General features: G+C 55.7%; 20 protein-coding genes and 1 tRNA gene. 17 read left to right on the top strand and 4 right to left on the bottom strand.

The window, feature by feature from the left end; all coding sequences use genetic code 11:
• Positions 1–82: 82 nt before the first annotated feature.
• From HRQ60_RS17750 to HRQ60_RS17690, 12 genes are all read left to right on the top strand, one after another.
• Entirely contained in the window at positions 83–886 is an 804-nt protein-coding gene (locus tag HRQ60_RS17750) for an AAA family ATPase (protein ID WP_246281389.1), read from the top strand.
• A 240-nt stretch (positions 887–1126) separates the two neighbouring features.
• Positions 1127–1354: a DUF1858 domain-containing protein gene (locus HRQ60_RS17745; RefSeq protein WP_172198156.1), complete on the top strand. Its 228-nt coding sequence runs from the start codon at positions 1127–1129 to the stop codon at positions 1352–1354.
• 64 nt (positions 1355–1418) lie between these two features.
• Positions 1419–3050, top strand: a complete 1632-nt coding sequence (locus HRQ60_RS23760; protein ID WP_246281388.1) for a DUF438 domain-containing protein — start codon at positions 1419–1421, stop codon at positions 3048–3050.
• A 403-nt stretch (positions 3051–3453) separates the two neighbouring features.
• A complete protein-coding gene (locus tag HRQ60_RS17730) occupies positions 3454–4401 on the top strand; it encodes an ROK family glucokinase (RefSeq protein WP_172198153.1) in 948 nt (315 codons plus the stop codon).
• A gap of 28 nt (positions 4402–4429) precedes the next feature.
• Positions 4430–5335 carry an RNase adapter RapZ gene (gene rapZ, locus HRQ60_RS17725; RefSeq protein ID WP_172198150.1) on the top strand — a complete coding sequence of 302 codons (906 nt, stop codon included), beginning with the start codon at positions 4430–4432 and terminating at the stop codon, positions 5333–5335.
• 79 nt (positions 5336–5414) lie between these two features.
• Complete coding sequence (locus HRQ60_RS17720) at positions 5415–6410, top strand: gluconeogenesis factor YvcK family protein (RefSeq protein ID WP_172198147.1); 996 nt, start codon at positions 5415–5417, stop codon at positions 6408–6410.
• A 7-nt stretch (positions 6411–6417) separates the two neighbouring features.
• Positions 6418–7347, top strand: a complete 930-nt coding sequence (gene whiA / locus HRQ60_RS17715; protein WP_172198145.1) for a DNA-binding protein WhiA — start codon at positions 6418–6420, stop codon at positions 7345–7347.
• 165 nt (positions 7348–7512) lie between these two features.
• The gene (locus HRQ60_RS17710; protein WP_172198143.1) at positions 7513–7782 is read left to right on the top strand and encodes an HPr family phosphocarrier protein; all 270 of its coding nucleotides are present in this window, start codon (positions 7513–7515) and stop codon (positions 7780–7782) included.
• 250 nt (positions 7783–8032) lie between these two features.
• Positions 8033–10150, top strand: coding sequence for a serine hydrolase domain-containing protein (locus tag HRQ60_RS17705; RefSeq protein ID WP_246281387.1), 2118 nt, complete (start codon positions 8033–8035; stop codon positions 10148–10150).
• Between the two features lie 189 nt (positions 10151–10339).
• Entirely contained in the window at positions 10340–11092 is a 753-nt protein-coding gene (locus tag HRQ60_RS17700) for an SIMPL domain-containing protein (protein WP_172198268.1), read from the top strand.
• Between the two features lie 225 nt (positions 11093–11317).
• Positions 11318–11947 (top strand): hypothetical protein, encoded by a 630-nt coding sequence (locus HRQ60_RS17695; protein ID WP_172198141.1) that lies wholly within the window; start codon positions 11318–11320, stop codon positions 11945–11947.
• A gap of 159 nt (positions 11948–12106) precedes the next feature.
• The gene (locus HRQ60_RS17690) at positions 12107–13216 is read left to right on the top strand and encodes a DUF3298 domain-containing protein (protein WP_172198139.1); all 1110 of its coding nucleotides are present in this window, start codon (positions 12107–12109) and stop codon (positions 13214–13216) included.
• A gap of 118 nt (positions 13217–13334) precedes the next feature.
• Here the strand turns inward: HRQ60_RS17690 and HRQ60_RS17685 are convergent, their stop codons facing one another.
• Entirely contained in the window at positions 13335–14261 is a 927-nt protein-coding gene (locus HRQ60_RS17685; protein WP_172198137.1) for a LysR family transcriptional regulator, read from the bottom strand.
• 110 nt (positions 14262–14371) lie between these two features.
• Here HRQ60_RS17685 and HRQ60_RS17680 point away from each other — a divergent pair, with 110 nt between their 5' ends.
• Positions 14372–15463: a branched-chain amino acid aminotransferase gene (locus HRQ60_RS17680; RefSeq protein WP_172198135.1), complete on the top strand. Its 1092-nt coding sequence runs from the start codon at positions 14372–14374 to the stop codon at positions 15461–15463.
• A gap of 73 nt (positions 15464–15536) precedes the next feature.
• The gene (locus HRQ60_RS17675; RefSeq protein ID WP_172198133.1) at positions 15537–16001 is read left to right on the top strand and encodes an Rrf2 family transcriptional regulator; all 465 of its coding nucleotides are present in this window, start codon (positions 15537–15539) and stop codon (positions 15999–16001) included.
• Between the two features lie 103 nt (positions 16002–16104).
• On the opposite strand, the gene HRQ60_RS17670 is transcribed toward HRQ60_RS17675, so the two are convergent.
• From HRQ60_RS17670 to HRQ60_RS17660, 3 genes are all read right to left on the bottom strand, one after another.
• Positions 16105–16887, bottom strand: coding sequence for an AIM24 family protein (locus HRQ60_RS17670; RefSeq protein ID WP_172198131.1), 783 nt, complete (start codon positions 16885–16887; stop codon positions 16105–16107).
• Between the two features lie 243 nt (positions 16888–17130).
• Positions 17131–17733, bottom strand: a complete 603-nt coding sequence (gene clpP / locus HRQ60_RS17665) for an ATP-dependent Clp endopeptidase proteolytic subunit ClpP (protein WP_141447935.1) — start codon at positions 17731–17733, stop codon at positions 17131–17133.
• 277 nt (positions 17734–18010) lie between these two features.
• Positions 18011–18085: transfer RNA gene (locus HRQ60_RS17660), tRNA-Arg, on the bottom strand.
• A 300-nt stretch (positions 18086–18385) separates the two neighbouring features.
• Between HRQ60_RS17660 and HRQ60_RS17655 the strand changes: the two genes are divergently transcribed.
• The 3 genes from HRQ60_RS17655 (at position 18386) to HRQ60_RS17645 (ending at position 21931) form a co-directional block, all read left to right on the top strand.
• Positions 18386–19423, top strand: coding sequence for a sugar-binding transcriptional regulator (locus HRQ60_RS17655; protein WP_172198128.1), 1038 nt, complete (start codon positions 18386–18388; stop codon positions 19421–19423).
• A gap of 104 nt (positions 19424–19527) precedes the next feature.
• A complete protein-coding gene (gene gap, locus HRQ60_RS17650; protein WP_172198125.1) occupies positions 19528–20538 on the top strand; it encodes a type I glyceraldehyde-3-phosphate dehydrogenase in 1011 nt (336 codons plus the stop codon).
• A gap of 208 nt (positions 20539–20746) precedes the next feature.
• Positions 20747–21931 (top strand): phosphoglycerate kinase, encoded by a 1185-nt coding sequence (locus HRQ60_RS17645; protein ID WP_172198122.1) that lies wholly within the window; start codon positions 20747–20749, stop codon positions 21929–21931.
• The last annotated feature ends 138 nt before the right edge of the window (positions 21932–22069 follow it).

The raw sequence follows: 22069 nt of genomic DNA, 5'->3' as shown, positions 1-22069 counted from the left end.
AAAATCCGTAACGGACTTTCTCGTCTGCGCGTTCTTTTTTGGCGGGAACCTACAGGTTTGCAATTTCGGAGGAGGATTGGATATGCCGAATGTACGACAAGACGGAATGGACCGGCGCTATCTGCGGAGAGTCGAACTGGAGGAAGGGCAGTCCCCGCTGCCCGGCGGCTATCCGTTCAGTCTGCCCGCGGTCCGCGAGCTGGAAAGTCTTGATTTTCATGAGCGGGTAACCTATATCGTCGGCGAGAACGGAGTCGGCAAGTCGACGCTGCTCGAAGCGATCGCGGCCGCGTGGGGGTTCAATCCGGAAGGCGGGACACTGAATTTCAACTTCGCGACCGCCGAGACCCATTCACCGCTGCACCGGCATATCCGTCTGATCCGGGGAACGGTGCGGCCGAAAGACGGATTCTTTTTCCGGGCGGAGAGTTATTACAATGTGGCGACGACGATCGACGAGCTGGACAAAGAACCCCGCGGAGGACGAATCATCGACAGCTACGGCGGACGTTCGCTGCACGAGCAGTCGCACGGCGAAGCTTTTTTTGCCACGTTTATGCACCGGTTCGGGCCGAACGGTCTGTACATTCTCGATGAGCCGGAAGCGGCGCTGTCTCCCGTACGCCAGCTGGCGATGCTGACCCGTATCCATGAGCTGACCCGAAGCGGCGCACAGTTTATCATTTCGACGCACTCGCCGCTGCTGATGTCTTATCCGGACAGCCGGCTGTACAATCTCACGGCAGCCGGGATCCAAGCGTGCAGGGCGGAAGAAACGGAGCATTATATCGTCACCCGCGAATTTCTGAACCACCGGGAGCGGATGTTGAGCCAACTGCTGGACGGAGAAGACGAAGCGGCGGGCAGTCGGCACGAGGAATCCTGATAAACAAAGCCCGGGAAAACAAGGCAGACGCGCCAAGAAAACGGACAGATCCATTTCCCAAAGAGCATCCGCTGCGCAAGGCGGGGCTCTTTTTTTTATCAATCGAGAGTTTGTGCGTAGAATCACAAGTCCAATCGAAAACGCGTGCTACATTTTGATTGAGAATTGTTTTCATAAAAATTTGAAAGAGCAGGCGGGCCGCGCACAGACGCAGCGTTCGCTGCCGGAGAGGGGCGTAACATGGGCAAGAAGATCGATTTGAACCGGAGTTTGTACGAGCTGGTCAACGAGGAGCCGGGGATCGCGACGATCATGATGGGGCTTGGTTTTCGGCGGATTGCGGAACCGGGGATGCTGGATACGATGGGCCGGTTCATGACCCCTCTCAAAGGAGCGAAGATGAAGCGTGTCGACCCCGCCGTTCTGCGGCAGGCTTTCGAAGCGCACGGCTACGAAGTGGAAGGATAAATTAGGTACGAACATGCGGCACGCGGACCCAACGGGCACGACCATTCAAGGAGGAGCGAGAGCCATGAGCGAATTGATCAACAACCGCGAACACGCGGCGAAAAATATGGACGAACAGCAGCTGCGGCGGCGGGAAGAGTTGAAGGCGATCATCAAGCAGCTGCATGAAGGAGTCGATCCGGCACAGGTCAAAGAACGGTTCCGGGAAGCGGTAGGCAGCGTCGAGGTGGAAGAAATCTCGCTGCTCGAAGATTCGCTGATGCGCGAAGAAGGCATTCCCGTCTCCGAAGTCCAGCGTCTGTGTTCCGTTCACGCTTCGATCTTCGAAGGTTCGATCTCGGATATTCACGGTGCCGCTCCTTCGGCGCCCGAAGCGCAGCCCGGACACCCGGTGCATACGTTCAAGCTGGAAAACCGGGAGCTCGAGCGCTTGACCGGTTTCTCGATTGCCCTGCATCTGGAGAAATTCGTCAAGGACGATTCCGATGCCAACCGCTACAAACTGCTGGAAGATCTCAATCTGCTCCTCGATGTGGACAAACATTACTCGCGTAAAGAAAATCTGCTGTTTCCTTATCTCGAACGCTACGGCATTTACGGTCCTACCCAGGTCATGTGGGGCGTGGATGACGGAATCCGGGCGGAGATCAAAGCGGCAAAAAAGATGCTGGCCGAATACGCAGGCGATCGCGTGCAGGTGCAGGAGCGAATCGAAAACGCGGTGCGCGAAGTCGAAGAAATGATCTTCAAGGAAGAAAATATCCTGCTGCCGATGGCTTTGAAAAAGCTGACCGAAGACGAATGGGTGAAAATCGCGGAAGAAACCGAAGAAATCGGGTACTGCCTGATTCCGGGCACAAGCCGCTGGATTCCCGCCCGTGCTTCGGCGCCCGGAGACAAGGCGAAGGAGGCGGAAGGCGGAGCCGGGCCTACCCGTCCTGAAAGGCCTGCCGTAGAAGCGGGTAGACCGGGCGGAGAAGAGGCGGTGCCGGCGTTCAAGGCGGAAGGCGGAGCCGATACTACCGGCAGACCGGCCGGAATGCCGCAGTGGGTCGCGGACATGCTTCGGCAGGAACGGGAACAGGCCCAGCTTCCGACCGCAGAAACGAAGCCGTCCGTTTCGGCCGCCGATCTGGCCGCTCAGGCCTCGGCCATGGCGATGCAGGCCGCGAAAATGGCCGAGCAGGCGGCCGATCTGGCCCGGCAGGCCGCCGCGATGGATGCTGCGGCAGAAGGCCGTCCGGTACATCCGCAGGCGGGTGCGGCGGACTCCGCGCCGGTGTCCGACGGTTATATCCGCTTCGATACGGGGATTCTCTCCGTCCAGCAGATGGAACTGATCATGAATCATCTGCCTGTCGATCTGACCTTTATCGACGAGAACGATATCGTGCGGTATTTCTCGCACGGCAAAGAACGGATCTTCGCGCGTACCAAAGCGGTCATCGGGCGCTCCGTACAGAACTGCCATCCGCCGCAAAGCGTGCATGTGGTCGAAGAACTGCTGAACGATTTCAAAGCGGGCCGCAAAGACCATGAAGATTTCTGGATTCCGTTCAAGGACAAGTTCGTCTATATCCGCTACTTTGCGATTCGGGATGCAGCGGGAACCTATCTCGGGACTCTCGAATTTACCCAAAATGTAGCGCCGATTCGCGAATTGGACGGACAAAAACGCATCTTGTCGGAAGTGTGATCGAGATCCCGGCCGCTTCTTCTCACCTTTTGTTTTCAACCCTTTGTTCGCCGCCGGCGAACAAAGGGTTTTTGCTCTATACAATCGGGGAAAAGCGCGCAACCGCCCGCCCCGCAAGGGTTTCAACGCCCCCGGGTGTTCCGCTGCCCGCCGCCCCGGCAGGCGAACGGGCAAAAGCGGGCGGGCGGCATTGGGGAGAAGGCTTTCGACCCTTGCGGGGCGAGGCTTTGCGCCGCGGCCCACTCGCTTGACCGAAACCGGGCGTTCGCTTATAGTGGGAGACGAAGGAAACGGATTGTAGCGTTTTCCCGGGCGGGCTGCAGTTCCGAAGCGGCCGGGTCCAAGCAAACGGTCTGATCGGTTCCCATATTCTCTATATTGAAGAAAAAAGGTGGCTTGTATCATGTCTGAAAATGTCTACGTCGGGATGGATCTGGGCGGCACCACGATCAAGGTCGGTCTGTGCAGCGAGAGCGGCGTCCTGCTGCATACTTACGAAGGGCCAACGGGAGTATCCGAAGGTCCGGAAACGGTAATCTCCAATATGGCGGCCTACGTTCGCCGCGTCGTTGAAGAATCACCGTATTCCTGGGAACAACTGGCCGGGGTCGGCGCCGGAGTTGCCGGATTCACCAATGTGCGTGACGGGATCATCGTCATGGCGCCGAACATAGGCTTTAAAGACGTTCCAATCCGCGCCATTCTCGAGGAGCGGCTGGGCAAGCCCGTCAAGATCGACAACGATGCCAACGTCGCGGCTCTCGGCGAAGCCTGGAGCGGTGCCGGAGCGGGTATCGAGAACTGTGTATGCTATACGCTGGGAACCGGCGTAGGCGGCGGAATCATCATCAACGGCCGCATCTATCAAGGCTCCGCCGGCATGGCGGGCGAGATCGGCCATATCGATGTCGTGCCGGATCTGGAAGCGATCCAGTGCGGCTGCGGCAAGACCGGCTGTCTGGAGACCGTATCTTCGGCTACCGGCATTATTCGCATGGCGAAAGAAGCCGTGGAGCGCGGAGAGCGCACCTTTATCTCCGACGCCAGCGAGATTACCGCGAAGACCGTATTCGACGCGGCCAAAGCGGGCGACGAAGTCGCGCTGCGCATCGTCAAACGCGCCGCGCTGTATCTCGGCAAATCGATGGCGGCCGTAGCGGCCGTACTGAACCCGCAAAGCTTTATCATCGGCGGCGGCGTATCGAAAGCGGGCGACATTCTGTTCGACCCGATTCGCGAGACGTTTGCACAGCTGACGCCCGATCCGCTGCAGCGCGGCGTACAAATCGTACCGGCGATGCTTGGCAACGATGCAGGCATGGTCGGCGCAGCGGGCTTGATGCTTCGTTAATGATCGCTATTCCAGGGAGGGAACCCGCATGACCGAGATTTCGAGCAATAAGGTGGCGGCTGCGTCCGCCACGCTGATGATCATTACGGGAATGTCGGGAGCCGGCAAGACGATCGCCGTACAGAGCCTGGAAGATCTGGGCTTCTTCTGTGTCGACAATCTGCCGCCGGTCCTGATCCCCAAGTTTGCGGAACTGATCGAACAGTCGAACGGCAAAATCGCCAAGGTCGCGCTGGTCATCGACCTGCGGGGCCGGGAATTTTTCGCGGCCCTGTCCGAATCGCTCGCCTACATCAAAGACCATTTTACGATTCACAGCGAGATTCTGTTCTTTGATGCCGCCGATGCGGTACTGGTGCAGCGCTACAAGGAAACGCGCCGCCGCCATCCGCTCGCACCGGACGGCATGCCGCTCGACGGCATACGCCTTGAGCGCAAAATGCTGGAAGAGCTGAAGAATTCGGCGACGCAGATTATCGATACGACGAACATGAAGCCGGCGGTGCTCAAAGAGAAGATCATTTCCCGATTTTCCCATATGGAAAGCAACCGCCTCTCGGTCAACGTGACGTCGTTCGGTTTCAAATACGGCGTACCGATCGATGCGGATCTGATCTTCGACGTCCGTTTCCTGCCGAATCCGCATTATGTCGACAATCTGCGTCCGCTGACCGGTCAGAACAGCGACGTTTACGACTATGTCATGAAATGGCCGGAGACCCAGACGTTTCTGACCAAACTGCTGGATATGCTGCATTTCCTTATCCCGCAGTATCGAAAAGAAGGCAAAAGCCAGGTGATTATCGGAATCGGCTGTACGGGCGGCAAACACCGTTCGGTCGCGATTTCCGAATATTTGGGCCGGATGCTGGGAGCTAGCGAAACCGAAAAAGTGCGTGTCAATCACCGGGACGCCGATCGGGACCGCCACTGAATAAGCGAAGCGGGGCGGTAAGCCCGTTCGCGAAGAACGTCATATCGGAAGCGGTCGACGTACGGAGGAGTGAACATTCATGAGTATTAAACAACAGGCACTGCGGCCCGTCCGCCGTCCGCGCATCGTGGTCATGGGCGGGGGAACGGGGCTTTCCGTGATGCTGCGGGGACTGAAGGAGCAGCCGCTCGACATTACGGCCATCGTAACGGTGGCCGACGACGGCGGAAGCTCCGGCATCCTGCGCAGCGAACTGCAGATGCCGCCTCCGGGCGATATCCGCAACGTGCTCACGTCGCTGGCCGACGTGGAGCCGCTGCTGTCCGAAATGCTGAGCTATCGCTTCAAGACGGGGAATGGGCTGGCGGGACACAGTCTCGGCAACCTGATCCTGGCGGCGATGACGGACATCTCGGGGGACTTTGTGACCGCCGTGCGCGAGCTCGGGCGGGTCTTCGCCGTTCGCGGACGCGTCTATCCGGCGGCAAAAGAAGGCGTTATTCTGCATGCGGAGATGGAAGACGGCACGATCGTGACCGGCGAATCGAGTATTCCCGAATACGGCGGGAAGATCAAGCGGATCTTCCTCGAGCCGGCGGAAGTCGAAGCGCTGCCGGAAGCGGTGCTGGCAATCCAGCGCGCCGATGCGATTCTGATCGGACCCGGAAGCCTGTATACAAGCCTGCTGCCGAACCTGCTGGTTCCGCAGTTGGCCGAAGCGGTGGTCGCGTCCAATGCGATCAAGATGTATATCTGCAACGTGATGACCCAACCGGGGGAAACGGACGGTTTCAGCGTGGGCGATCATCTTCAAGCCGTTTACGATCATGTCGGCAGCCATCTGTTCGATTATGTGCTGGTCAACAGCGGGCATATTCCCGAAGACGTGCAGCTGCGTTATGCGGAAGAAGGCGCGACACCGGTCCGGCTGGATCTGGAAGAGATCGCGGGAACCAACTGTACCGTTATTGCCGATACTTTTGTCAAATACGGTACCTATCTGCGGCATGACGCGGACAAATTGAGTGAACATATTAACCGACTCGTGGAAGACTGGATGATACGGAAGGGGTGAACAGCCCATGTCGTTCGCGGCTCAAACCAAAAAAGAACTGACGATGGTGGAGGCGGGAGCCTGCTGCGAAAAAGCGGAGCTGTCTGCGCTGATTCGGATGAACGGCTCGATCCAGCTCTCCAACAAAAAAGTCATTCTGGATATTTCGACCGAAAACGCGGCGATCGCCCGCCGCATTTATTCGTTGATCAAAAAGCATTTCAGTGTGCATACGGAACTGCTCGTCCGCAAGAAAATGCGTCTCAAAAAAAATAATGTGTATATCGTCCGGATTCCGGCCGGTGTACAGGAACTGCTCGGATCGCTGAAGATTACCTCGGAAGGATTTCAATTCCTGCCCGGTATCAGCCCCGACATCGTCAAGAAAAACTGCTGCAAACGCGCTTACCTGCGCGGTGCTTTTATGGCCGGCGGTTCGGTGAACAATCCGGAAGGATCGTCTTACCATCTGGAGATCGCCTCCATGTACGAAGAACACTGCCAGTCGCTCGTCAATCTGGCGAACGAGTTCCATTTGAACGCCCGCTGTATCGAACGGAAGAAAGGCTTCATTTTCTACCTGAAAGAGGGCGAAAAGATCATTGAACTGCTGAATATTATCGGAGCCCACCAGGCTCTGTTCAAATTCGAGGACGTTCGCATCATGCGCGATATGCGCAACTCGGTCAATCGGATCGTAAACTGCGAAACGGCAAACCTCAACAAAACGATCGGCGCCGCGGTGCGGCAGATCGACAATATCCGTTTTCTGCAAAAAGAAATCGGGTTGGAGAATCTGCCGGACAAGCTGCGGGAAGTGGCGGAAGTGCGCCTAGCCCACCCCGAGATCAATCTCAAGGAAGTGGGCGAGCTGCTCAAAGGAACCGTCAGCAAATCCGGCGTCAACCATCGGCTGCGCAAACTCGATATCATGGCGGAGAAAATCCGGGGCAGCTGAACAAGCGTCCCGGTCTTTTGGGTACGTCAGCAAATCGGCGGCCCGGAAGGTTTGCAAACGGCCCGCTGGGTTTTATACTAGTGTGAGCAACCGAAGTTATGTTATACTGAGTATAATAATGCGTTTCGACAGGAACTTCATTTCGTATAGGGGGTAAGATTGCTCATGACCAAACACCCGGTAGTCGTTCGACTGAAGACGGGGCTGCACGCCAGACCTGCGGCTTTGTTCGTTCAGGAAGCCAATAAATATTCTTCCGAAATCTTCGTAGAAAAGGAAGATAAAAAAGTAAACGCCAAAAGTATCATGGGGATCATGAGCCTGGCTATCAGTTCCGGAACCGAAATTCACATCAGTGCGGAAGGCGCGGACGCTGAGCAGGCTGTAACCGCTTTAATGAGTCTCGTCAGCAAAGAAGAATTGGAAAACCAATAAGAATATTGCGCGCAGCGCTCCTGCAGCATTCCTTACAGGTAAAACCCTCTGCACACCGCAGAGGGTTTTTCGCTGTTTTTTCCAATTTACCTAAATATATTTAGACTTCTTGCGATAAAGCCGCCTTTATCCTGTTTAGGTCCTAAGTCGGAAAGGGTAAAAAGGAGTGCCGATACGCTCGCTATGTAGGCTGATTACCCGCATTCGTCCGCCAGTTCCGCCATCAAAGAAAGAGAAGGGAGAAAAAGAATTGAAAAAAACGAATATTTGGAGGGCGGCATCGGTCAAATGGACCAAAGCCGTTATGGCTTCCGCGCTTGCGCTGACCCTGCTCCCACCCGCTCTTTCGTATGCCGCACAGGAACCTGCCGCCGTATCCTCCCCTGCCGCCCGCGACACGGCGCTTACCGCTTCGTCCGTTACGGCATTTTTGGAGGGATTTTTCGCTGAGGAGGCGATTCAGGAGCTGGCTCCCGGAGCCGCCGTTGTCGTCGTCAAAGACGGTCAGGTTCTGGCGCAAAAAGGCTACGGGTATGCCGACGTGGAGAGCAAACGCCCGGTCGATCCGAAAAAAGACGTGTTCCGGATGGCTTCCGTCTCGAAGACGTTCACAGCAGCTGCGGTCATGCAGCTTGTGGAGCAGGGGAAATTGAGTCTGGACGCGGACATTCGTACATATCTCGGCGGGGTAACCTTCGAGAACCCGTTCGCCGAACCGGTTACCGTCGCCGATCTGCTGACACACCGCAGCGGCTTCAAGATTCAGGATGCCCGTCAGGAAGACCTGGATCCGAAGCCGAACACAGACCTGAGCATGAAAGAGTACGTAACCAAATATATGCCGGATGTCGTGCGCGAACCCGGTACCGCTTACATGTACGACAATTTTGCTTTCCTGCTCCTGGGCTATATCGTACAGCAGGCAAGCGGAGTGCCGTATGAGCAGTATATGGAGCAGAATATCTTCGCTCCGCTCGACATGAAGAGCAGCGGCTTCCAGCTCAAGGGAGACCTGCTGAAGCGCTCGGTGACCGGATACGCGGCCGAAGAGACCGTCAAGCCTTACGCGGTCAGCCAAAGCTTTATGCCACAGGGCGGCATGCTATCGACAACGGAAGACATCGCCAAGTTCATGACCGCGTTTCTGAACGAAGGCAAGACGGCTTCCGGCATGCAGCTGCTGAAGGCGGATACGGTAGCGGCCATGTCCGAATACCGTTCGGCCATCCATCCGCTGCTGCCGGACGCCACCTACGGCTTCGAAGCGCCTTCGCAGCTTCCGGGCGCGGGCAGCAGCAGCAAAGTCATTACCAAAGCCGGCGATGTTCCCGGCGCCAGTTCCTTGATGTTCCTGATCCCGGAACAGGATACCGGCGTCTTCGTCGTCTACAACCAGAACGGAGCGCTGCGCGAACAGCTGTATGCCGCCTTTATCGCCCGCTTCTTCCCGCAGTACGGAGCGGAAGCGAAGCTTCCTGCGTTCACGGCGGAAGCGCCGGAGCAGCTTGAGCGCTATGCGGGTCTCTACAAAGACCTGCGCGTCGAAAGCGTGGTCTCCAAAGTGGGACCCGGATCGCGCGGACGTATGGTCATCTCCGACCCGCTGACCGGCGAACGTGCGCTGCGCCAGGTAGGACCGGGGCTGTTTATGGATGCCAACAAGATGCTGGTCGCGTTCAAGACCGAAGCGGACGGAAGCGTCTCCTATCTGAAAGAGCCGTACCTGAATCCGATGGGCTATGAGCAAAAAGGACAGGTGCCGGCCGGCTTCAACGATATCAAATCGACACATCCGTACGCTTCGTATATTCTCGACCTGCAGTCGCTCGGCTATTATCCGAACGATCCGAACCTGTCGTTCGGACCGGACGAAGCCGTCACCCGCGCCGAGTATGTCGATATGCTGATGCGGACCTCCGCGATCCCGCTGTCCGAGAAAGCGCCGCAGCTCAAAGACGTCAAAGGGCATCCGTATGCGGCGGCCGTTCAGACGGCTTACGAATACGGCCTCATCTCGGGCAACGCCAAAGGCCTGTTCGAACCGGACCGTCCGATTACCCGTCAGGAAGCGGCTCTGATTATCTACAACTCGATGGGCGGTCTGTATCCGGATGAACTGCTGGAGCCGATCGAATTGAAAGGGAAAACCGACAAGTGGGCCGAATCCGCAGTCAAACTGCTGGTGGCATTGGGTTATCACGGTCCGGAAGTGAAGATCGACGCTTCCGGCGCGGCCGATTTCCAATCCCGCAAAGTGCTGACACGCGCGGAAAATGCCGCTATCAACGATCTTCTGCTGACCAGTACCGTTACCGGGGCAGCCAAGATCGACGATCAGGCACAGGCGGAGAAAGAACCGGCCGCCTAAAGTTTCGCTTTTTCGGACATACCGAGCCTTTTCGCCGTTTATCCCTTTTACAGGGAAAGCGGCGGAGAGGCTTTTTTGCTGATTCTTTTTATTTTTGCGAAAAAAGTCCCGGTAAGCCGCTTCCGCTGCAACCTTTTCTGACAACAGGTCGTTTAGAGGGTAATCAACGATAATCAGGAGGGGTAAATGATGAAAATGTGGATGAAACCGCTGGGCAGTGTATTGATTGCCGGCACTTTGTTGGTAGGAGGAGCGGCACTTCCCGCTTCGTTCGGCATGGGACAAGCACAGGCGGCGGAGGTGAGCATGATGAATGTCATCAATGTGGTCGGAAAAGGCGAGATCAAAGTGACACCGGACGTTGCTTATCTGTACATCGGCGTAGAATCGAATGCGGCTACAGCCGCGGCTGCGCAGAAGAAAACGGCAGCGACGATGAACAAATTGAGCACGCTGCTGAAGACCGACTGGAAAATTGCTGCCAAAGATATCCAGACCGAGCAGTTCTACGTATCGCCGAACTATACCTACACGGATAAAGAAGGCCAGAAATTCAAAGATTACAGCGCGACCCACTCGATCAAAGTAACGTACCGCGATCTCGACAAGATCGGACAGCTGCTCGATGCCGCTTCCGAAGCGGGCGCCAACCGGATCCAGAATATCAGCTTCGCTTCCGAAAATCCGGACAAGTACGAAGAGCAGGCGATCGCCAAAGCCATGGCAAGCGCCAACACCAAAGCGGCAGCCATCGCCAAAGCCGCTAACCGGAGTCTCGGCGCGGTCATCACGATCAGCCAGGACGACGCACAGGCTCCGATCGCTTACGCGCAGTATGACGGCGCCATGGCCAAGGCCAGCGAATCGTCTGCCGGAACATCGATCGAACCGGGCGAAATCACGGTTACGACCCGTCTCACCGTGCAGTATGAAATGAAATAAACGTTCCGCCGACATCGCTGAATAAAGAAAGCCGCCTGCGCCCTGCGCGAAGGCGGCTTTCTTGCTTAAATACGCGCCGGACGGGGGTTTTTTCGTTATGCAGAGGATGAATATTTTACAAAAAAAGACCGTTAAACTGTTTGGAAATGGATGTGAGGTTTAAAGAAGGAGTAAGAAACGAACGTGGTTACAAATTCTTCGGAACCGAAAAGCGAGGTGATTCCAGTGATCGAAACATTAAACATTCCCGAAACCCAAAAACAATATTATCGAGACCTGCTGCATGAAAATCCCGGCCGCAATCTGATCGAACGTTACTCGCTATTTTGCAGTGAATATGCGGATTTTGCACGGAAAAGACTGTCCTATCTTCCGCAGCTTATGCAAAACGGCTGGGTGCCGATCGTGCTCTCCGACGAAGGAATGAACTATGCGTTTACGGTTGGATTGGAATACAGCTTCGGACATCCCGAAATTCTGATCGCTTCCCCCAGCCGCCCTGCCCGCCTGCTGGACCGTATGCTGGAATGGTTTACGGAAAACGTAGAGAAAGGCGGATGCCTCGAGACGGGATCCGATTATGCGGCGGACTTGAAGCGGCAGCCGGATTTCAGTGATATCGAGAGCGATGCCGTTTTCCGCGCTTACGAGGAGTCCGATGCCGACAATTATCCCTGCGGGTCTCTGTATTCGTTCTATGGATATTTTGCCGATCGCAATCTGGAAAGAGGCAGACTGCCGATGATCATTCTGGAACTGGATTTCCCGGTACGTCCCGCACCTCCGGGAGGCCGACTCTCGAGCATTATGAGTGCGCCCCGCTGGCAGGAAGGAAACGAAGGCGCCGATGCGTAAGTTAAAATCCTGCCGGGAATTTTGACAATTTTGTAAAAAAGCCCGGGCTGGAGTTGCAATACTGTAACGCTTCTTGTCATCCATTCCCGCGTCGGCTCCTTTATAATCACTAAGGGATAGAGACATAGACATCGCGACGATGCGAAGGAGCTGAATGAAATGAACTACACCAAACAAACATTCAATAAAACGACGAAAATGATGACGGCCGCCGTCCTGACCGCAGGTCTTCTGCTGCCGACCGCCGCTTGGACGGGGACTTCCCAGGCGCACGCCGCTTCCGCGGTTTCGAGTACAACAGCAGCGAAAAACGTGAAAGTCACCTGGAATGGCAAAGCCATCGGAGCCGCGGCTTTTCAAGCTTCCGGCACCACTTACATTCCGGTAAAAACGTTGGCGAAAGCCGCAGGCCTGTCGTTCACCTACGATAAGACGACCGGACTGTACCAGCTTGGCACATCGCCGAATAAACTGACCCTTTCGCCTTACCAGGGCAAAGTCTGGGTGGGTGCAAACGGAGTCGGACTTCGTGAAGAAGGCCGGGTCAACAACGGAGTCATGTACCTTCCAAGCTCCCTGCTGCGCGATTATGCGGGCATCGATTCCGTATGGAACGCCGCGTCGGGCACTCTGGCTCTGAAGCCGACTGCCGCTGCGGGCGTAACCGTAACCGAGAAGAAGCTGGAGAGCAAAGTGAAAGACGGAATCGTCGATATCCGTTATCCGCAGCTGTCCGGCAGCGGAGCCGGCATCTCCAAGATCAATGCTGCGCTTAAGCAGCACGCGCAGGCTTTTCAGAAAGACTTTGAAGGACGAGTCAAAGAATTCGGAGAGCTTCCCGGCGAAATGCATTACGAAGCCGATGCCAATTACATGATCTCTTACAACAAAGACGGCCTGTTCAGCGTCGTGCTGCAGGATTACTCGTTCTACGGCGGTGCGCACGGCGGTACCGTTCAAACGGCATACAACTTCAATGTCAAAACCGGCAAGAACGTCACGCTGGCCCAACTGCTGAAATCCAATCCGGACTACCGCAGTGCCATCGACAAGAAGATCGCCGCGCAGTTCAAGAAAGACGGCTCGCTGCTGGAAGCGGACGGCTTCAAAACGATCGGCAGCACTCCTGGATTCTACGTCAGAAATGGCGGAGTTACGATCTTCTTCCAGCAGTATGAATATACGCCTTACGCGGCAGGTATTCCGTCTTTTGACTTCACCTTCGCTTCCCTGCTTCCAAAAGGAACGAATCCGTTCGCGGGACTGTAAGCGGAACGTTGGCGAAATGACCCTATAAGATCGACGGCCGGTTCGCTTACCCGCCGTACAAAAAGCCCGGAGCCGCGCGAAAGTTATCGCGCCGCTCCGGGCTTTGCTCGTGTTCGGCTCAAGGCAGGGGCGCCCGGAATGCCGCACGTTCCGGCTGCCCGATCAGTTCTTCGATAAAACGCTCCGCGCTTCTCGACAGATAGCGATCCTGCAGCCAGACCAGTCCGACTTCGGCCTGCAAAGCGGCGTCTTCCAGTTCGAGCATCCCGAAATCTTCCGAGCGAAACGAAGACAGCACCGAACGGGGAAGCAGGGCGGCACCGAGTCCCTGGGCGACCAGAGCCAAGATGACGGCCACGCTGGAACATTCGCAAAAAATCCGGGGAACGCTGCCTTCCGCGGCGAATGCCTGCATGATCCTTTCGTGCATGCCGGTGGTCCGGTCGGTCTTGAGCGTCAGAAAAGGCCGCCTTGAAAGTTCCTCCAGGCGAAGACTTCGGCGCCCCGCGTATTCGGCCCAGGCCGTCGGTACCGCAGCGGCCAACGGATCAGGCGGAAGAGAAGCGATTCCGTAATCGTCCGCCCCCGGCGGAGCTTCAAACGGCAGGCGGGCGACGATCAGCTCGATCTGCCTTTTGCGCAGCAGCTCGGCCAACTGGAAGTGGTCGCCTTCCTGAATCTTGAAAGTAACCGCCGGATATTCTTTGCCGAAACGTTCAATCGCATCCGGCAGCAGCGACACGCAGGAGACGACCGCTCCGATCGAGAGGGTGCCGCCGACGCCTTCTCCCAGTTCCCGAATCTCCAGCAGCGTTTCTTCGAGATTCACCAGCATTTCTTCGGCCCGTTCATACAGCCGTCTGCCTGCTTCGGTCGGTACCAGTTTCCGGCCGGTGCGGTCGAACAGGGGCGTGCCCAGTTCTTCTTCGAGCATCTTCATCTGACGGCTCAGCGGAGGCTGCTCCATATTCAGTTTTTTGGCGGCGGAAGTGATCTGTCCTTCCTTGATCACGGCTGCAAAATAGCGCAGCTGGCGCAAATCCATCTTTTTTCTCCTCCTTTCATACTTTTGGGGTATGCAGAACCGACGAAAAGGATATTATTAATATAGGTAAGACGATGATAGGATTCAATATAAAAAGAGGAGCGTGCATCATGCAGGGTGAACTGAAGATCGAAAAGGCAGTGCAGCACAAACCGAAACCGGATACCGCCAACCTGTCGTTTGGCGTTTATATGACGGACCATATGTTTACGATGGATTACAAAAAGGGCGAAGGCTGGCACGACGCCAAGATCGTTCCTTACGGACCGATCCCGATGGACCCGGCCGCCAAGGTCTTTCATTACGGCCAGACTATCTTCGAAGGCATGAAAGCATACGTTGGCGAAGACGGCAATATCCGTCTGTTCCGTCCGGAGAAGAACTTCGAGCGCTTCAACCGCTCCTGCCGCCGGATGAGTATTCCCGAGATCGACGAGACGTTCGTTCTGGAATCGCTCAAAGAGCTGATCAAGCTCGATCGCAGCTGGGTGCCTTCCGAACCGGGAACGTCGCTCTACATCCGTCCGTTTGCGATTGCAACGGAGAACCATCTGGGCGCGAATCCGTCGCTCCAGTATAAGATGATGATCATTCTGTCGCCGGTCGGCGCGTACTATGCGGAAGGTCTGAATCCGGTTCGAATTCACGTGGAGACGCGCGATGTGCGGGCGGTTGCAGGCGGTGTCGGCGAAGCCAAGACGGCCGGCAACTACGCGGCGAGCATGCAGGCGCAGGAGAACGCATACGGAGCCGGCTACTCGCAGGTGCTCTGGCTGGACGGCGTACACCGCCAATACGTCGAAGAAGTAGGCAGCATGAACGTCTTCTTCCGGATCGGCGACCAGATCGTAACGCCTTCGCTCAGCGGAAGCATTCTGAACGGCATCACCCGCGACTCGGCGATTCATATGCTTCGTGATTTCGGTTATGACGTCGAAGAGCGTCCGATTACGATCGACGAACTCTGCGGCTGCGCCGAAGACGGTACGCTGCTGGAAGCTTTCGGTACCGGCACAGCGGCCGTTGTTTCGCCAATCGGCGAAATCGGCTGGAACGGCAAGACGTTCAAGATCGGCAGCGGAGAGACAGGCGAATGGACGCGCCGTCTGTACGATGAGCTGACTGCGCTTCAGCGCGGAGATCTGGAAGACCGCTTCGGATGGACACAGATTATCTGCAGCGCGCAAACGACCAAAGGTTGACTTTGTCGGTCAATGTAACTAGAATGGTTTCACGAAAACATCCAGATGAAGCGTCGGAAGGGAGAAATGCGAAGTGAATATCAGCACGAAATTTCCGGTAGCCGTGCATATCCTGATCCTGCTGAGCGTTTCGGCTCCCGGCACGGCGACTTCGGAATTTATGGCGTCAAGCGTCAATACGAATCCGGTGGTGATCCGGCGGATCACCGGCATGCTCGGCCGCGCCGGATTGGTCGAAGCCAGAGCCGGGATCGCGGGCGCGCGTCTCAAGAAGCCGCTGTCTTCCATTACGCTGCTGGAAGTCTACAAAGCGGTGGGAGCGGTTGGGGAAGGCGGATTGTTCGCGCTGCACGACAGCCCGAACCCGAACTGCGAAGTCGGCCGCAATATCCAGGCCGCGATGAATCCGATCTTCTTGTCGGCACAGCAGGCCATGGAGCGTGTCCTCGAAGAGAAGACCGCTGCCGACGTTGCAGGCGATATCTCGCAGCTCGAAGGTCTGGAGCTGCCCGATTTCTCCGCTTTGTTGGGCCGTTGAGCAGACGATAAGCAAAGCCCCGGACTTCCGTGTATACGGAAAGTCCGGGGCTTTTTTGGATACGCCGTGAGGGTTGGATAACAAAGGCCGCAGCGTGTCGGGGTTAGAAAGGACCGGCACGCATCGGCAGTGTCGGCGCGAGCCACACTTCGCCGTGCCCACGGAACGTCTGGAGCATGCCTTCGCCGGACGAAGCCGAGCCGATCAGCGATTTGGTGGAGCGTTCAACCGAGAATTCGATCGTGCTGCTGCGCAGCACCGCGAAGGTTCCGTCGACTTTGAGCGTTTCTCCCTTGAGCTCATAGCGGACAAGCTCATATTCCGGAACGGGCAGTTCCAGTACGACGTAACTGCTGTCCGACGCCGTGATCTTCGTCTGGAACAGCCCTTCGCCGCCGAACAGAGCCGTCGAGGCGTTACCCTGCTTGGCGACGCCGACTTTGACCGTATTTTCCGCGCAGTAGAACAGGCCGTCGTCCACGATGATCTCTTCGCCCGGCGCAAGCTCGATCAGCGTGAAGTCTTTGCGTTTGGGCTCCAGGTAGATCTCGCCCGTGCCGCGGTAGACCGGCTTGCTCGCGGTTTCGCCCGTTACGGCGCTGCCGACGAACTTCTTGGCGAAGCCGCCCACGCCGCCGGAGCGGTTCTCCATTTCAATATTGCCGAACATGAACTGCAGGGCGCCCGCTTCGAGAATGGCGGAAGAATTGTCGAGCAGGATACGCACCTGCTGCCAGCCGAAACGTTCCGAATCGTGATGGTTCACGGACTTGGCCAAGTCGGCGTTATAATTCTCCGGCAGTCCGCCAGCCTGGATGACTTCGATAATCATATTTTCTCTGCGGAGCGAACTGAAGACGCGAAAATCGTTATGGCGAAACTGCATGGGCATTGCCCTCCTCGGATGTAGGTGCGAATGATTATGTATCTGCACCTATTACGCAGACGAAGCGGTGCGGTTGCGTAATGACCGCCTCATGAACGCAAATGAACGCAAATGACCGATACAGGCACGGCGATGACCGTAACTGACCGCAAATCCAGGCTGATGAGCGCCGAGTTGCGCCAATCTACGCAAAACAGCCGTCCGGCGCAAGCCGGACGGCTGTTTTTTTAAGAGATAATCGGTTTACTTCACGCCGGCTTCGGCAATCGGTTTCTCGATCACTTTATCGATAATGCCGTATTCGGCTGCCGCAGCAGCTTCCATGAAGTAATCGCGGTCCGTGTCTTTTTCGATGCGTTCCAGCGGTTGGCCGGTACGCTCGGAGAGGATGCGGTTCAGCTTGTCGCGCAGCGCGAGGATGCGGCGGGCACGGATTTCGATATCCGAAGCCTGACCCTGAGCGCCGCCGAGCGGTTGGTGAATCATAATCTCGCTGTTCGGCAGGGCAAAACGCTTGCCCTTGGCGCCGGCGTTCAGCAGGAATGCGCCCATCGAAGCGGCCATGCCGACGCAGATCGTGGATACGTCCGCCTTAATGAACTGCATCGTATCGAAAATCGCCATGCCGGCCGTGATCGAACCGCCCGGGCTGTTAATGTAAAGGTAGATGTCCTTCTCCGGATCTTCCGCTTCGAGGAACAGGAGCTGTGCGATGATCGCGTTGGCCACGACATCGTTGACTTCGGTACCGAGGAAGATGATCCGGTCTTTCAGCAGACGGGAGTAAATATCGTAAGCTCTCTCGCCGCGGTTGCTTTGTTCAACGACCATAGGAATGTAACCCACAGTGAAAAACCTCCTTGTGAACGGATGAAGTCCGCTCTTAGAATTGGAATGGATGCCCAGGCTGGATGAGCTGTCGAACCTTGTGCAAACGAAGGCCCGATAAACGTCCAGCTGGTATTACCCATATGATAAACAATCCCAAACACAAAGTCAAAGAAAGTCAAACTTTATGCAAAAAAAATAGCCGATATCGGCGTCAGAAAGGAAAAATACAGTTAAATAATAACGGGCTTCCAATTATGGAACCGTTCGGAAAGCGGAGATGCTGTAAAAATAATGGCGCGCCCGCCAAGAATCGAACTTGGATCTCAGGCTTCGGAGGCCTACGTCATATCCATTGGACCACGGGCGCACGCTTATAAACAGCAGCAATGATTATTATACTAGGCGCCAAGCGAAATTGCAAGCCCTGCGAAAATTGTGAAAAAGAGGACAAAAACACCCCTACATCATGCGCTTGTCGGTCGTTTTTTGCCTATATATAGTAGCGCGGGAACGCAATCGAAAGAATCCAAAATATAGGCATGGCAAAGCTTGCATCACGACGTCAAATTGGTTAAACTAGGTGTGGGACATAAAAAGCGTTCCCGGGACAATAGATGTCCACTGATTTAAATTATACGGGCAGACGAAGTTTGCAGAGGTGGAACGCATGCAGAACATTCTCGAAATTCAGCAGCAGCTGCTTCCCGATCTCATGGAAACTCTCAAGAAACGGTATACCATCCTACATCAGATTATGCTGACGGGCACGACGGGACGCCGAACACTGGCTCATTCCCTTCAGATGACCGAACGCGTGCTGAGAGCCGAGACCGATCTGCTGAAAGCGCAGGGCTTGATTGAAACGGACACGGCGGGCATGCGGATCAGCGATGCCGGACAACTCCTTCTTGAGCGTCTGGAACCGGTATTGAAGGAATTAGTGGGATTGTCCAATTTGGAAGAGAAGATTCGCCGTTTCTACGGACTGCAGAAAGTTGTGGTTGTTCCGGGAAACTGCGAGGAATCGCCCCTCTCCAAGCGCGAGCTCGGCAAAGCCGGAGCCAAAGCGCTGCTCGGCGTCATGCGGGGTGGAGACGTGGTGGCCGTAACGGGAGGCACGACTCTGGCCGAGATGGCGGAGCAGCTGACCTATCCGGTGAACGGCCCCCTCAAAGGGAGCTGGTTCGTTCCGGCTCGCGGAGGACTGGGCGAAAGCCTGGAAATCCAAGCCAATACCATCGCTTCCAACATGGCCAAACGTGTAAGCGCCGATTACCGGCTGCTGCATGTGCCCGATCTTTTGAGCCGGGAAGCGTACGAATCGCTCGTACACGACCCGAACATCCAGGAAATCGTCCGCGAGATCCGGACCGCGCGCATCATTGTGCACGGCATCGGCAACGCGGTGGATATGGCGAGAAGACGGAAGCTGGATGAACAGACAACCGGCGGGCTTCAGGAAAAAGGAGCGGTGGCCGAATCGTTCGGCTATTACTTCGACGAGAGCGGCAGCGTCGTACATAACATGCTGACTCTCGGGCTCCGACTCGACGATATCAAGGCGGCGGACGTCGTACTTGGCATTGCGGGCGGCAGATCGAAAGCGAAGGCGATTCATGCGGTACTGCGGTTCGGTCAGGAAGACATTCTGGTGATCGACGAAGCGGCCGCGCTGGAAATCGTAGACGTATTGGAGAGCAATTGACCTGTGTTACTCATGGCGACGCTTTTTCATTCATGATGAAGGAACGCGCCTTGAATAAATGAAAACATTTCTTCAAAAACCATTTTCTTAGGAGGAACTGTTCAATGACTGTAAAAGTAGGAATTAACGGATTTGGTCGTATCGGACGTTTGGCTTTCCGCCGTATTCAAGACGTGCAAGGTATCGAGGTTGTCGCAATCAACGACTTGACCGATGCGAAAATGCTCGCACACCTGCTGAAATATGATACAACGCAAGGCAAGTTCAACGGCGAAGTCGAAGTACACGACGGCTTCTTCAAAGTGAACGGCAAAGAAGTTAAGGTTCTGGCGAACCGCAACCCTGAAGAACTTCCTTGGGGAGAGCTCGGCGTTGACATCGTTCTGGAATGCACAGGCTTCTTTACAACCAAAGAAGGCGCTGAGAAGCACATTACGGCTGGCGCTAAAAAAGTCGTGATCTCCGCTCCGGCAACTGGCGACATGAAGACAATCGTTTACAACGTTAACCACGAGATCCTCGACGGTACGGAAACGGTTATCTCCGGCGCATCTTGCACAACGAACTGCCTGGCTCCTATGGCAAAAACGCTGCAAGACCAGTTCGGCGTCGTTCAAGGTCTCATGACTACGATCCACGCTTACACAGGCGACCAGAACACTCTGGATGCTCCGCACCCTAAAGGCGACTTCCGTCGTGCCCGTGCAGCAGCAGAAAACATCATTCCTAACACGACTGGCGCTGCAAAAGCAATCGGTCTGGTTATCCCTGAGCTGCAAGGCAAACTTGACGGCGCTGCACAACGCGTGCCGGTTGCTACAGGTTCCCTGACTGAGCTGGTAACGGTTCTGGACAAAAAAGTAACGGTTGACGAAGTCAATGCGGCAATGAAAGCTGCTTCCGACGCGGAAACTTACGGTTACACAGAAGACGAAATCGTATCGTCCGACATCAAGGGTATGACTTTCGGTTCCCTGTTCGACGCTACGCAAACCCGCGTAATGACAGTTGGCGACAAGCAGCTCGTTAAAACAGTAGCTTGGTACGACAACGAAATGTCCTACACGGCTCAACTCGTTCGCACGCTTGAATTCTTCGCGAAAAAAGCTCAGTAATTCCGGACATTTTCGCACGAAGAACGGCAAGTAAATAGCAATCTTTGGGTACGTTGACCGCGTTCATGGGAATCCGGTCAATGTGCGACATGCGGAAAAAGCGGAAACAGAAGTTCTTTGTTTCCGCTTTTTCTAAGTTGCCGCGCTGCGAGAGTCGTATTCCTTGGAATCCTGAATTCTAAATTTGAGGGCATGGGGGATTTAATTTATGAATAAGAAAAGTGTACGTGACGTAGAAGTAAGCGGCAAAGTCGTGTTTGTGCGCGTCGATTTTAACGTTCCGCTCGAAGACGGAAAAATTACGGATGATACGCGTATCCGTGCAACGATTCCGACGATCGAATATTTGACCGAAAAAGGCGCGAAAGTGCTGCTGGCGAGCCACATGGGACGTCCAAAAGGCGAAGTTGTCGAGTCGATGAGACTGACTTCCGCCGCGGAACGCCTGTCCGAACTGCTGGGCAAACCGGTTGCCAAAGCGGACGAGTCGATCGGAGAGACGGTCAAGGCTAAAATCGCCGAGCTCAAAGACGGAGACGTGTTGGTACTTGAAAACGTGCGTTTCCACAAAGGTGAAGAGAAGAACGATCCGGAACTTGCCAAAGAGTTCGCTTCGCTCGCCGATCTGTTCGTAAACGACGCCTTCGGCGCCGCTCACCGCGCACATGCTTCGACTGAAGGCATCGCGCACCTTCTGCCGGCCGTTTCCGGTCTGCTGATGGAAAAAGAACTCGACGTTCTCGGCAAAGCCCTGCTGAACCCGGAACGCCCGTTCACGGCAATCGTCGGCGGTTCGAAAGTCAAAGACAAGATCGACGTAATCGACAACCTGCTGAACATCGCCGACAACGTACTGATCGGCGGCGGCCTGGCGTATACCTTCTTCAAAGCCCAAGGCTATGAAATCGGTCAATCGCTGCTGGACGACAGCAAATTCGACGTCGCTCTGGGCTTCATCGAGAAAGCGAAGAAACTCGGCAAGAACTTCATGCTGCCGGTCGACATCGTCATCTCCGATGATTTCAGCGCTTCGGCCAACACGAGAATCATCGACGTCGAAGAAGGCATTCCTTCCGATTGGGAAGGCATCGACATCGGTCCGAAAACGTGTGAACTGTACGCGGACGTGATCGCGAAGTCCAAACTGGTTGTTTGGAACGGACCGATGGGCGTATTCGAAATCGAGCCTTTCTCCCACGGTACCCGTGCCGTAGGCGAAGCCTGCGCAGCAACCGAAGGCTACACCATCATCGGCGGCGGCGACTCCGCTGCGGCAACCGAGAAATTCGGTCTGGCCGAGAAGATGGACCATATCTCCACAGGCGGCGGCGCTTCCCTGGAGTTCATGGAAGGCAAAGCCCTTCCGGGTGTTGTCGCTCTCAACGATAAGTAAGATTCCCGTTTCGTTCCCGTCCATTCTTGAATGCCCGGAAACGACCCGGTCCATAGCACGATATAACTAATCTCCGAAGCAGAGGTCGAGAAGGATCGTACTAGTCGATCCTTCCGCCCTATCCTGCGGAGCGAGTTT

The sequence above is a fragment of the Saccharibacillus qingshengii genome (assembly GCF_013185195.1).
In the GTDB taxonomy this organism is placed as follows: domain Bacteria; phylum Bacillota; class Bacilli; order Paenibacillales; family Paenibacillaceae; genus Saccharibacillus; species Saccharibacillus qingshengii.
The sequence above is the reverse complement of the archived record's forward strand: the minus strand, read 5'-3'. Positions and strand labels throughout refer to the sequence as shown.

Bases quoted from the DNA above. Each gene is read 5' to 3' on its own strand.
- HRQ60_RS17750 (WP_246281389.1), top strand. From the start codon at position 83: ATGCCGAATGTACGACAAGACGGAATGGACCGGCGCTATCTGCGGAGA.
- HRQ60_RS17745 (WP_172198156.1), top strand. From the start codon at position 1,127: ATGGGCAAGAAGATCGATTTGAACCGGAGTTTGTACGAGCTGGTCAAC.
- HRQ60_RS23760 (WP_246281388.1), top strand. From the start codon at position 1,419: ATGAGCGAATTGATCAACAACCGCGAACACGCGGCGAAAAATATGGAC.
- HRQ60_RS17730 (WP_172198153.1), top strand. From the start codon at position 3,454: ATGTCTGAAAATGTCTACGTCGGGATGGATCTGGGCGGCACCACGATC.
- rapZ (WP_172198150.1), top strand. From the start codon at position 4,430: ATGACCGAGATTTCGAGCAATAAGGTGGCGGCTGCGTCCGCCACGCTG.
- HRQ60_RS17720 (WP_172198147.1), top strand. From the start codon at position 5,415: ATGAGTATTAAACAACAGGCACTGCGGCCCGTCCGCCGTCCGCGCATC.
- whiA (WP_172198145.1), top strand. From the start codon at position 6,418: ATGTCGTTCGCGGCTCAAACCAAAAAAGAACTGACGATGGTGGAGGCG.
- HRQ60_RS17710 (WP_172198143.1), top strand. From the start codon at position 7,513: ATGACCAAACACCCGGTAGTCGTTCGACTGAAGACGGGGCTGCACGCC.
- HRQ60_RS17700 (WP_172198268.1), top strand. From the start codon at position 10,340: ATGAAAATGTGGATGAAACCGCTGGGCAGTGTATTGATTGCCGGCACT.
- HRQ60_RS17690 (WP_172198139.1), top strand. From the start codon at position 12,107: ATGAACTACACCAAACAAACATTCAATAAAACGACGAAAATGATGACG.
- HRQ60_RS17685 (WP_172198137.1), bottom strand. From the start codon at position 14,261: ATGGATTTGCGCCAGCTGCGCTATTTTGCAGCCGTGATCAAGGAAGGA.
- HRQ60_RS17680 (WP_172198135.1), top strand. From the start codon at position 14,372: ATGCAGGGTGAACTGAAGATCGAAAAGGCAGTGCAGCACAAACCGAAA.
- HRQ60_RS17670 (WP_172198131.1), bottom strand. From the start codon at position 16,887: ATGCAGTTTCGCCATAACGATTTTCGCGTCTTCAGTTCGCTCCGCAGA.
- HRQ60_RS17655 (WP_172198128.1), top strand. From the start codon at position 18,386: ATGCAGAACATTCTCGAAATTCAGCAGCAGCTGCTTCCCGATCTCATG.
- gap (WP_172198125.1), top strand. From the start codon at position 19,528: ATGACTGTAAAAGTAGGAATTAACGGATTTGGTCGTATCGGACGTTTG.
- HRQ60_RS17645 (WP_172198122.1), top strand. From the start codon at position 20,747: ATGAATAAGAAAAGTGTACGTGACGTAGAAGTAAGCGGCAAAGTCGTG.